Origin of the sequence: Bacillus sp. (in: firmicutes) (assembly GCF_031983925.1) — a bacterium.
Classification (GTDB): Bacteria; Bacillota; Bacilli; order Bacillales; family Bacillaceae_G; genus Bacillus_A; species Bacillus_A pacificus.
Genome location: NZ_DALYZR010000001.1, coordinates 907,888 through 920,418, shown reverse-complemented (window position 1 = coordinate 920,418; position 12,531 = coordinate 907,888). Strand labels below are relative to the sequence as shown.

Annotated in this window: 10 protein-coding genes; 2 read left to right on the top strand and 8 right to left on the bottom strand. The window is 35.0% G+C overall.

The annotated features are described in order from the left end of the window. Positions 1-27: 27 nt before the first annotated feature. The 5 genes from RTP99_RS04835 to RTP99_RS04815 form a co-directional block, all read right to left on the bottom strand. The gene (locus tag RTP99_RS04835) at positions 28-921 is read right to left on the bottom strand and encodes an isochorismatase family protein (protein WP_001007251.1); all 894 of its coding nucleotides are present in this window, start codon (positions 919-921) and stop codon (positions 28-30) included. A gap of 24 nt (positions 922-945) precedes the next feature. Further along, positions 946-2,562, bottom strand: a complete 1,617-nt coding sequence (locus RTP99_RS04830) for a (2,3-dihydroxybenzoyl)adenylate synthase (RefSeq protein ID WP_000955358.1) — start codon at positions 2,560-2,562, stop codon at positions 946-948. Positions 2,563-2,574: 12 nt separating this feature from the next. Continuing rightward, on the bottom strand, positions 2,575-3,774 hold the full coding sequence (gene dhbC, locus RTP99_RS04825) for an isochorismate synthase DhbC (protein ID WP_000657806.1): 1,200 nt from the start codon (positions 3,772-3,774) through the stop codon (positions 2,575-2,577). A 26-nt stretch (positions 3,775-3,800) separates the two neighbouring features. Then, positions 3,801-4,571, bottom strand: a complete 771-nt coding sequence (gene dhbA, locus RTP99_RS04820; RefSeq protein ID WP_001048422.1) for a 2,3-dihydro-2,3-dihydroxybenzoate dehydrogenase — start codon at positions 4,569-4,571, stop codon at positions 3,801-3,803. Between the two features lie 623 nt (positions 4,572-5,194). Next, positions 5,195-6,397 carry an L-lactate MFS transporter gene (locus RTP99_RS04815; protein ID WP_000747888.1) on the bottom strand — a complete coding sequence of 401 codons (1,203 nt, stop codon included), beginning with the start codon at positions 6,395-6,397 and terminating at the stop codon, positions 5,195-5,197. Between the two features lie 565 nt (positions 6,398-6,962). Between RTP99_RS04815 and RTP99_RS04810 the strand changes: the two genes are divergently transcribed. Then, positions 6,963-7,148, top strand: a complete 186-nt coding sequence (locus tag RTP99_RS04810; RefSeq protein WP_000646789.1) for a YkvS family protein — start codon at positions 6,963-6,965, stop codon at positions 7,146-7,148. Positions 7,149-7,358: 210 nt separating this feature from the next. Here RTP99_RS04810 and RTP99_RS04805 read toward each other — a convergent pair whose 3' ends face one another. Continuing rightward, positions 7,359-7,658 carry an ArsR/SmtB family transcription factor gene (locus tag RTP99_RS04805; protein ID WP_000214798.1) on the bottom strand — a complete coding sequence of 100 codons (300 nt, stop codon included), beginning with the start codon at positions 7,656-7,658 and terminating at the stop codon, positions 7,359-7,361. Positions 7,659-7,988: 330 nt separating this feature from the next. On the opposite strand from RTP99_RS04805, the gene RTP99_RS04800 reads away from it, so the two are divergent. Next, the gene (locus RTP99_RS04800) at positions 7,989-8,162 is read left to right on the top strand and encodes a hypothetical protein (protein WP_001142748.1); all 174 of its coding nucleotides are present in this window, start codon (positions 7,989-7,991) and stop codon (positions 8,160-8,162) included. A gap of 114 nt (positions 8,163-8,276) precedes the next feature. Here the strand turns inward: RTP99_RS04800 and RTP99_RS04795 are convergent, their stop codons facing one another. Further along, entirely contained in the window at positions 8,277-11,366 is a 3,090-nt protein-coding gene (locus RTP99_RS04795; RefSeq protein WP_001247427.1) for an AAA family ATPase, read from the bottom strand. Next, positions 11,363-12,520, bottom strand: coding sequence for an exonuclease SbcCD subunit D (locus RTP99_RS04790; RefSeq protein ID WP_000765139.1), 1,158 nt, complete (start codon positions 12,518-12,520; stop codon positions 11,363-11,365). The genes RTP99_RS04795 and RTP99_RS04790 overlap by 4 nt, the downstream gene beginning before the upstream one ends. Between the last annotated feature and the right edge of the window lie 11 nt (positions 12,521-12,531).

Genomic DNA, 12,531 nt, shown 5'->3' with positions numbered 1-12,531 from the left:
CTACCCCTTTATTATGTAGTCTATTTGTTACAGCACCTGTGCTGTTTGTGAAGATAGTAAACTGTACCAACCCGCAACAGTTGGACGTTCTGCTAAATCTGCAAAAGTGATTTCTTTCCCTTCACGACGCCACTTCTCTACTAAACTCATAATTCTGACCGAATCAAGCCCTCTATTTAATAAGTCCTCATCAATATCAATACTCTCTACTGGCTCACGAAGTAGTTGTGCAACTAATTCATGCACTTCCTGTATAGTGATCCCTTCACTCTCATCACCTTTGACACTTTGTAAATCGTTTAACAGTAGGCTTGTTGATGTCGTTACTGCACATCTATTAGATGCATACTCCAATGCTTGTTTATGATACTCTAGTGAAAAATCAGCAACTGCATCTGCTACAAAGAACGGCTGAATACCATCCATAAATGCTTCACAAGCTGTTAAAAGGCAGCCAATATGCGCATAAATACCGCAAATAATGAGTTGATCTCTTCCTTGTTCATGTAAAATTTCTAATAGATTTGTCTTTTTAAATGCACTATATCTCCATTTTGTTAGGAATATATCATCCTCATCAGGAGTAAGTTCATCAACAATTTTCTTTTTATCTGGTCCAGCAGGAATACCGTCACCCCAAAAGTCTTGTAATAAACCTCGCTGTTCTAACGTTTGCCCACCAGGTTGCGCTGTATAAACAACTGGTATACCAAGTTCCTTACATTTTTCTCTTATCATTTTAATATTTGAAATAAGTTCTACTTTCGGTGATTCTTTATCGCTATATGCATCAAGAAAATATTCTTGCATGTCATGAATTAAAAGTACTGCACGTTTCGGATCTGGTGTCCAATTCACTTTATTTTTTGGTAGTTCTGATTCAATTGGCATTTTATATACTGAAATAGATGGGATAGCCATCTAATCACTTCCTTCCTGTTTTTATTATTGTTTTACTGTAATAAGTTTTTCAGCAATGACTTTACGTAATTCTTTTTTGCTTATCTTTCCAACGCCTGTTTGTGGGAATGATTCAATAAATTCAATTCGATCTGGAATCTTATAAGCTGCTATACCGCGTTCTCTTAAAAACATTTTTAATTCACTTACTGCCGGAGCTTGTCCGCGAGCTATAACAAATGCACAAGTACGTTCTCCTAAATAATCGTCAGGCATAGATACAATCGCTACATCATGTACTGCATCATGTGCTAATAGATGATTTTCAACTTCTTCCGCGGCAACTTTCTCACCGCCACGATTAATTTGATCTTTATCTCTTCCTTCTACAATGATGTAACCTTGTTCATTTACTTTCACAAGATCTCCTGTGCGATAAAATCCATCCTTTGTAAACGATTGTGCATTATGCTCTTCTGCTTTATAATAACCACGAATTGTATATGGCCCTCTTGTTAATAAACTACCTACTTCGCCAGGTTTTACATCGTTGTCATTTTCATCAACAACTCGTACTTCATCGAGTGCAGACATTGGTCTACCTTGTGTATGAATAATAATTTCTTCAGGATCATCTAATCTTGTATAGTTCACTAATCCTTCCGCCATACCGAATACTTGCTGTAATGTACATCCAAATGTAGGGCGTATACGTTTTGCAACTTCAGCACTAAATTTCGCGCCACCTACTTGAATCACCTCTAGACTCGATAAATCGTTATTACGTGAAGATGCAGCATCAAGCCATATCATTGCTAATGGCGGTACAAGAGCAGTAATCGTAACTTTTTCTTTTTCAATAAGTGCAAACGCCTCATCTGGACTACCTCCAGTTGCCAGCACTACTTTTCCACCCGCATAGAAAGTTCCAAATGTTCCAGGAGAGCTCATCGGGTAATTATGTGCTACTGGAAGAACGGCCATATAGACACTCTTTGCACTTAAATTACAAATTTCAGCGCTAACACGTAAACTATAAATATAATCATCATGCGTTCGAGGAATTAATTTAGAAAGTCCTGTTGTCCCCCCTGATAATTGGAGAAACGCAATATCATTTGGCTGAACTTCTGGTAATGGAACGGGATCTATATATAAATCACTTATGTTCACAAATTCTTCTTCTTCTCCCACTACAATTACATGTTGTAAAGTTGGCACTTTCTCTTTCACTTCTCTTGCTAGTTTTCGATAATCAAAACCGAGAGTTTTATCTGAAATAACGTAAGCACTCGCCTCACCAAACTCACAAAAATAACTAATTTCACTGCTTCGATGTGAAGGTAATGCAAAAACAGGAAGTGCCCCAATTCGAAATAGCGCAAAACATACTTCGAAAAACTCGATAACGTTAGGTAGCTGGATTACAACTCGATCCTCTTGCTTTATTCCTAAATTCAGTAGCCCTGAAGCTAATCGATCTACTTTTTTATCAAGCTCACTATACGTAATATGCGTATTACCACTTACAACTGCAATTTGATCGCCATATTTTTCAGCTCGCTCTCTTAACATCACGCCAAATGTTTCCCCAAGCCAACACCCTTCCTCTCGATAACGATCAGCAAATTCTTTTGGCCATTTTGTATAACCTGTTAGCATTCTTTCTGCCCCCTACTTTTCATTAAGTGAACTATCATTTAATCCTAAAGCTTTCAACATTGTTTGAAACTTAGCTGATGTTTCTGCTAATTCATCTTCTGGTTTTGACTCAGCAACAACGCCCGCTCCTGCATATAAACGGAGTGTATTTTCTTGTACTTCAGCACAACGAATTGTAACAATCCATTCACCGTCTCCATTTAAATCACTCCACCCTAGCATTCCTGTAAAGAATTCACGGTCAAATGGCTCAATTTTTTGAATCGCCTCTCTCGATTCTTCCATCGGTGTGCCGCAAACTGCTGGCGTCGGATGAAGAGCAATTGCTAATTCCAAAGAAGTAGTATTCGGATCCTTTAATTCACCTTTCACTTCAGTAGATAAATGCCACATCGCTTCACTATGAATAACGGATGGCTTTTCCGGAACATGTAATGTATGACAGTACGGACGAAGCGCTGCAGCAACTGCTTCTACTACTACCGCATGTTCATGTAAATCTTTTGGAGAAGAAAGTAATTCCTCTGCTCTTCTCTTATCTTCAACTGAATCCTCACTACGTGGCCTTGAACCAGCTAACGGATTAGAAATAACTTGCATACCATTACGTGAGACGAGTAATTCAGGGCTCGCTCCAATTAACGTCTTACTATTCTCATTTTCATCTTTCGATAAATTCACAGCAAATGTATATCCGTGCTTATTATGCGCTGCTAATTCTCGAAGAAGTTTTTGCTTATCAATCTTTTCGGAAGAATTAACATCTAACGATCTGGATAGAACGATTTTTTTTAAATCCCCGCCCTTTATTTTTGCAATTCCTTGCTTCACACCATTCATATACACTTCAGGCGCTGGTACAGGCGTCATTTCGAATGTTAAGTTCTCATTTATTTCAAGCTGATTTGTTGTATCCAATTGTAATCGCTCAGAAGTCCTACTATATTCTGGTACGATAAGTTGGACTTCTTTTCTACGATCAAATGGCAAAGCACCGACAACGATAGGATTCGGATTTCCGGCTTGTTTTGCATTACATAATACTGCTTGTACAAGCTCTGGGAAACTTTCAATTTCATGATGCTTTACTGTAGTAAACTCTCCTTCTGCTAATATCGTTCGAGTTGGTGAAGTGAAAAAGAATGAAGATTCAGTCTTATAATCTTCTAGTAATTTTTCTGACAGTTCCTTTACAGCCGTAAATTCCTTCATTGTATAGTAACCCCCTGAATTTTTTATTAAACGCCTAATGTAGCTCCGCCATCAACACATAAATTATGCATTGTAATATGACTAGCTTTATCTGAAGCTAAAAACAATACTGCTTCAGCAATTTCTGAAGGCTGTGCAATTTTTTGTAACGGTATACCGAGTCTATATGTACTTTGAGAACCAGCAATTATATTTTTTTCTCCATTCTCATCAGCCCATAGTAGCCTTTGCATTTCAGTTTCAGTAGAACCTGGAGAAACTACGTTACAGCGAATGTTGTACGCTGCAAGTTCTAATCCTAAACATTTCATAAACATCGTCGTAGCAGCTTTTGATGCAGCATATGCAGCCATCTCCATTCTCGGCGTATTTGCTGCATTTGAACCAACTGTAACAATTGCCCCTGACTTTCTTTGCATCATATGTTTACTTACTGCTCGGGACATATAGAAAACTCCTGTAGAATTTACAGAAAACGTTTTATTCCAATCTTCATCACTTAACGAGTGAATCGCTCCCATACGTAAAACCCCTGCAACATTTACTAATATATCTATTGGCGCTATTTCATTTTCAATATCATTTACCATCTGTTCAACTGCGGTACTATCACTCACATCTAAGCAAAACGTTTTCAAATGTATTTCATTTAAGAGTTCGTTTAATCCCTCTTCATTTTGATCAACCGCAATAACTGTAGCTCCTCTTTCTAAAAACATTTTGGCAACAACACTACCTATACCTTGAGCTGCACCTGTTACTAAAACAGTTTTCCCATCAAATTCCCCTAAGTTCATTTCCTCTATCCTTTCATTTAAAAATCAATCTAATTAAACAAATAATGATAATGATTATCATTATCGATGTAAAAAATAATACACTTACTAAACTAATTGGTCAAGTGTACTTTTCATTAAAATATTATTCATTGATAATGTTTTTCATTTAACGTTCTTACACCGAAATGATAATCTTTCTCAATAAACTTGTCAACCTATTTTTATTTTTCAGACAAAAACTTTAGTGCTTTTCAATACAATTACATCTAAAAGTATTAATAAATACTTACATTAATACTTTAATTCTTACTCCTCTTTGTAAAAATTAAAGATGATAAACTGGAGATCCCTTCAGTTACAAAGCCTTAACAAAAAATCGAGCATTTATTTTCTCAATATTTTTCTGAAAATATATCTTGCAAACATCAATGCATATTTTCTTTATTATTTAAGATTTAATACATATTTCGAATATGATGTATCGATTTATTATATTCCAATATAATCCAAATGGACATTTCACTCACTTTTATATCAAAAAAAATAAAAAATAATTTAACCTTGTTAAAATAACTCAAAAAAAGCACCCTATTTAACAGGATGCTTTTTCGTAACTATAGTGTTATAGAAGATTTATATACTTATGCTACACTGCGATACTCTTCTTCTTGTTCTTTTTTCTGTTTAGGTGCTTGAATTAAAATTGCGATAATGAATGACACGACACATAATACACCGATCACCATAAAGGTTGGTTTGAATCCACCTAGAAGTGCACCGATAAAGGAACCTGCAAGCGCTCCAAATCCAAATCCTTGATACACAATTCCGTAATTCTTACTATGGTTTTTCATACCGAAGAAATCACCAACAATAGCTGGGAAAATAGTAATATTTCCACCAAAGCAAAACGCTACACTTGCTACACATACGAAGTAGATACCGTAATTCAAATCTACGAAACTTAGAACTAATACCGAACTCGCCATAACCACAAAAGTACCCGTAACGATTTTTAAGCGGCCGATTTTATCTGATAACGGTCCTAGAATAATACGACCTAATGTGTTAAATATTGCAACCATAGCCACCGCATTAGCTGCTGTCGCTGCGCTAAGCCCTACAAGTTGAACACCAATGTCTTTTACCATACCAATTAAGTATAAGCCACTCATACATGATGTAAATAACATGATGAATAATAAGTATACTTGTTTTGTGCCTAACATTTCTTTCATTGTATATTCATGAGTGTTTGTTTCCTGAACTGCACCTTGATCAGCAGCTTGATGGATTAAACAAGCTCCAAGGACAATCATAGCTGTAACAATTAAACCCCAATATATAAACGCTTGCGATACACCAACTGAATCGATTAACTTTGCATTTATATATTTGAAAATTAAGCTACCTGTACCATATGCAGCTACAGATATACCAGAGATTAAACCTTTACGTTCAGGGAACCACTTAATTAAATTAGATAGTGAAGTAATATAAGCTGTACCATCTGCGTAACCTACAACAACTCCTGCTAGTACATAAAGCAATATTAACGAAGAAGCTTGTGAACTAAGTACTAATCCTAGTCCTAATGCTAGTCCAGCTATCATAATAAGTTTACGAAGTCCCCATTTTTCTTGTAATTTACTTGCAAATAAAGTTGAAAATGCTAAGGAAAGACTAGTAATTGAGAAAGTTATCGCAACCGCGTTAAGACTCCAACCGTATTTACTAACTAAAGGCTGATTGAATAAACTCCATGTATATATCGTTCCAAGTCCCATTTGAACTATGACTGTACCAAGGACAACAAGCCATGGATTAACAGCTGATTTTTTCATACCTTTCCGCCTCCTCTTTCTATTTCAATGCTTTTCGCTAAGTCTTGTTTTTTTATATTCATTTTGGTCACCTCTTTTGATTTAACACCTTCATTGTATAAGATGTTTTCAGTCATGTAAGCACTTACAAGACAGAGCGTCAAAAACATGGAATCAGTTACAGAAAACGAAGGATGAAATACAAAAAACTACTTATTAAATACGTAACAGTTATTTAAATTGGTTTGTATAAGTTTGATTCACATTTGTTTTTGAACCCTTTCTAAAAAATGAAACAATAAAACCGTCTCTTTAATGTTCATTAAAGAGACGGTTTTATTAGGTCAATTCATAATCCTGACTTTCTTTATACGTTTATCATTGTTTCTTCAAATGTAACAATCGGCTCTACAAATTCCATTATAATGAAAGCATTTTTAATACGTTTTGTTAAAACTTCTTTTCATTCTGCACACATAGACAACAAATATTTTTTTGATAAATAAAACTAAATATTCACTAATATACTTATACGTGGTTTAATATATATAATAAAAAATATTTCTGTCTTTAATGAGGAGGTACTATGAAAGCAAACGTAGGGGATACTATACTTTTTCAACGAAACAATTTAAAGATTACAGGATCTGTACTAAAACTTTATACTGAATCGGTCTTAGTTGAAATTACAAATGTAAGCGGTGGTACTTTTGAATTTGATCGAACAATTGTAAATCATAAAAACTATAAAATTTTAAATGCGAATACATAAAGTGAAACTTTAATCAGTGGGAGTTTTGTTCATCCCCCACTGATTATTAGTTGAACCAATCGGACGTTTACGAACAGCCCGACTCCCATCTAACTTCTTTGCTCCAACTGAATTTTGAGATGAGAGTTTTACTGTCCGTTAACGCGGGATAAAACAACACAAAATAGCCCCTGCTCATCAGCAGCGGCTATTTTATATGAAAATACTTCATTAGTTTATATATCCTAAAACACTTACAATCTTACTCGCTTTTAAATTATTAATATGATAATAAATTTCTAAACCTCTTCTCTCAGCTCGTAACACTTTACCTTTCATTTTTGATAAATGTTGCGAAACAGTCGATTGTGGAATATTTAGTAATTCTGTTAGTTGTGTTACGTTACAAGTTTTTCTCGTGCTTAATTCATTTACAATTTGTAATCGGATTGGGTGCGCCATAATTTTTAAAATATCTACATCTTCTTCTGAAACTAAACTTTTTCTCATTTCACTCGTATATGTTGTCATAAGACATTCCCCTTTTATATGAATTCCTTTTATTTAGATCTATTTCCAAAATATTTAAAACTCCGATGTGAAACCTTTATATAAAAATAATAGAATTTTAAATTTTTAAAAACAGAACGAAATACAATTCATTTTATTTATTTGGTACATATACATAATACAATGTTAATATGTGCTCTATGTGAAGTTCGCATAAATTTGTAATGAAGATTTTTCAAACAATTCACATGTAACTATTCACTTCCTCCTAACACTATCCAGTGATTTTAACATATTTTAGGCATTTGTATATACTATCTACAAAATAAATGTTGTTAAGGGGGATTTCAAATGCCAACAATGCTACAAGAAGAAGTTGAAGAAGCGCGCGAAACATATGTCAGTCGTATCATCTTGGTCGGTGGATCGGCTTTATTTTTAGTAGGTGGTGTTATATCGGCAATTTCGGCTTTTAAAACTTATAACCGTTTGGAAAATACGCCGCCGTCTACAGATAACTCATAGATGAATTATCTAATTTTGAATAACAAATAAATGCCTCCTCAATACAGAGGAGGCATTTATTTTATCAAAAGTTCTATACTAAAGAATCACAAATAATATGAATTACAATTGAACTTACTTCACCACAAACCTTGTCTGACTACATCCATCCTTCTGCTTCGTTACTTCTAATACAGCTGGCATTGCGTTTTTCAGCTCTTGAACGTGTGAGATTACACCAATGAATCGGCCTGATTTTTGTAAGTCAATTAAGGCGTCTACTGCTTTCGTTAATGATTCTTCATCTAATGAACCGAATCCTTCGTCGATAAACATCGTTTCGATTGAAATACCGCCTTCATACGCTTGAATCACGTCTGCCATGCCGAGCGCTAAGCAAAGTGAGGCATTGAACTTCTCGCCGCCAGATAATGTTTTTACATCGCGTGTTTGGCCAGTATATGCGTCGTATACATCTAACCCTAATCCACTTTGACGATTTCTCTTTTCAACTCGTTCACTTCGTTTTAAATAAAATTGTCCATTTGATAATTTACGTAATCGTTCGTTTGCAATTTGAACAATTTGTTCTAAATACTCAATTAAGATGTAACGTTCAAATGATATACGGCTTTCGTTATCACCTTTCATTACTTCATATAAGTCAACAAGTTCTTGGAAAGCTTTTTCTTCCTCATGAATTTGCTCATCGATACGTCTAATATTTTCATGTAAATCAGAAATATATGTTACCGCATTTTGCGCACGTTGACGTTTTTCTTTAATGATATCAAGGTTAATTTCTAATTCTTTAATGTGTTCACCTAACGCCGTAATATCCATATACTCTTTATCTTTTAATTCAGCATGTAACTCTTCAATTTGTTTTGCAAGTACTTCAAGAGATGAATAATAGCTTTGAATTTCTTTTTGTAACATATCCATCTCGGCATCACTTAATTTCGCTTCTTTATACGTAATTTGATTTGTAAATCCACTCTGTTCAAGCTCTTTCATAAAGCGCGTGAAAGTCTCCTCTTTCTTCAATTTTGCACTTTCAAATTGATTAGAAGCACCTTCCTGTTCTGCTTGAATACGTATATTTTCATTTTGCCAATGTTGATACGCCTCCTGCACTTTCTTCCATTCGTCCTCCATTAATTTGAGCTCATGCATAGCTTGGTCAAACTGAACTTTCCAAGCTTGGACTGTTTGTAAGTTTTCAGGAATGTTTTTCTTATCATGTTCATATGACGTACGAAGCTGCATACAATCCATTTCTATACGGTGCTGTTCTGTTTCTACCTCATGTTTTTGTTTCTGAAGTGCATCTACTTTTTCTTCTATACTTTTTATTTTCACAGCTGTTTGCTTACGCGTTTCTTCACTTGCTTTTAACGTATTCACTTCAGTTGCTAATTGTTTTCCTTTTTGAACAAGCGCACTATATGTTTCAACTAATTCTTCCGATTGGTAGCCTCGCTTCTTAACTTCTTCTATTATCTGTTCATATTGAAGATGATAGAAATTCCATTTCTCCTCTACTTGCACATGTAATTTTTCGGCAATATTCTTCTTGTCTCTTAAATCATTTAACTCTTTTTCATTAATGGCATCACTTTGCTCTGAAGCTTTTTTCGGATGGTTCGTGCTGCCACATACTGGACAAGATTCACCATCATGTAGATGAAGAGCCAATATACCAGCTTGTTCACTTAACCAGCGACGTTCCATATTCTCATATGCACGAACTGTCTCTTGCATCTTAGTAAATGCAGTTTCTTTTTCTTGCTCGAATTTTTGTTTTTCTTGCCATACATCATATGCTTGCTTTAAAACTTTTGCATCTTCTCGCATATTCGTTAGTTCTTCTACTTTATCTACATATCGTTCAAGCGCTCGCTCTAATTGCTGTAATTCACCAGACATTAGCTGTTTTTGATTTGTATGCTCTTCTAATTGTCGATCTAAGTTTTGCATACTTTCTTTTAATTTTCCTAGTTGAATTTCTGCATTTTGTAAATTCAACTGTTTCTCAGCTAATGATGCAATAATCGGTTGTAACTCTTCTAATCTTTGAACAAGTTTTTTTGCATTTTCTCTCTCAGGTTCTTTATTCTTTACTGCTTCATATTTCTCCTGAGCAAGTTCAAAATTATTCATTATATTTTCTTTTTTAGCGATAATTTGTTTTAACAAACTTTCAGATTTCTGCTCATTTTCCATCGCTTCTTCGTGCCATTGTTCAAATGGTAATAAGCGCTTCGCTTGTTCCGCACGCTTAAAAGATATTTCTTTCATTTCAATTACTGAACGGTTTTCTTGTAAAGTATTATATTTCTCATTCTTTTGTTGTAAATCTATAAATTTCTCATTTACAGACTTCGCTGCATGAAAACGTGTTTCAGCATCCTTTAATTGCTTCGTTTGAACATCTTGTTCTACTTGTAATTGCTCAACCTCTGCCTTATACACAGCTGTTTCTTGTTCTAATGCTTCTACTACTTGATGTGTATTTACATGCTCTTGTTCCGCTAAAGTTTCTAATAATGCTCCATCTCGAATTGGTAATTTAAAAACATTACGGAAATATAGCTCTCGCTCTTTCTGTTTTTCTTGTAAGACGTCTTTCCATTGTTTTCGCTTTTGGTCAAGTAACTCACGCATTAACTTATAACGATCTGTTTTAAAAATACGACGCAAAATTTCTTCTTTGTTTTCTGTCTCAGATGTTAATAGTTTTCGGAATTCCCCTTGCGGTAACATAACAATTTGGCTGAATTGATGTTTACTTAAACCAATTAAATCTTCTACTTTTTTATTTACATCCGTCACATGGAAACGATCAACAGCCGGAATCTTCTCTTCATCAATTACTTCATATAATTCTACTGCATGTCCCGTAATCGTCTTGTTCCCTTGTTTTTTATGTCCCAGTTGTCGTTTTATTTCATAACGTTTCCCTTTTAACTGAAAGGTTAATTCTACGCTTGTATACACATTATCATCAGCAAATTGACTGCGGAGCATGCTCGTATCACTTCGTTCTTCTCCGCTTGCCTCGCCATATAAAACATAACAAATCGCATCAAAAATCGTTGTCTTTCCAGCGCCCGTGTTTCCAGAAATGGCGAAAATACGATGCTCTCCCAAATCGTCAAAATCAATTACTTCTTTCTGTTTATATGGGCCAAATGCCGTCATAATAAGCTGAATCGGTCTCATCCTCGTTCACCTTCCCGTTCTTGCACTGTTTGTAATACTTCTACAAATAGACGTTCTTTCTCTTCTGATAAATCTAAGCCTTTCATTTCTTTATAAAAAGCCTTTAATAATGATAAATCATCCATTTTATGTCTTGAAACAGTTACTTCATTTGACTCAGTGAACTCTCGTCTTTGAATGGCTCTTTCAACATGCATTGCATTTGGATAAACAGAGCGTATTTTTTCCATTGGCTGCAAGACAGGATTTTCATCTAATAATTTTACAAACACGTAATCTTCACTTACTGGATGTTGTAACAATTCATCTATTTTCGCTTCTACTGTTCGCATTTTACGGCGTGGATTAAGTAACCTTTTTTCAATTGTTGCTTCACCTTGCTCGTTCAGTTCCACAATATAATATCCTTTTTTATGTTTTTCTTCAGAAATAGAATAGGCAAGTGGCGAACCGGAATATCGAATTGTCTCATTACGTACGAAATGCGCTTGATGTAAATGTCCAAGCGCTGTGTAATGAAACTTATCAAAATAATGACTATTCACGTATTCAGCACCACCAATTGAAAGCGGTCGTTCAGCATCACTTGTATTCTCTTCCGCTTCTCCAGCAGAAGTTACAAATGCATGACCAACAAACACATGTCTAGCTTCTTTATCCATCGTTTCAGATAGCTCATTCATAAAAATACGCATCGCATCATCATGAGAACGTACGTCTTCGTTTTTCAATACATGTCTAACTATACTTGGATCCGCATAAGGAATGAGATGGAAGTGAACCTCCCCATATTCATCATTTAATATAATCGGCTCATATGGAAATTGAAATTGCCCCACAATAAATAATCCTTGTTTCTTCATTAAACTACTTCCAAAATGAATACGATCTGGACTATCATGGTTCCCAGCAACTGCAATAACTGGTGTTTGTAAATCAATCACTATTTTTTGCAGCACATCATTTAATAAGTCTACTGCTTCTGTAGGTGGAATTGCTCGGTCATATAAATCCCCTGCAATAATTACGGCATCTGGTTTTTCTTCTTCAACAGCTTGTACAAACTGATCTAGTACAATCTTTTGATCTTCAGTCATATACACGCCATGAACAAGCTTTCCTAAATGCCAATCGGCTGTATGAAATAACTTCATGGTTTCCTGCT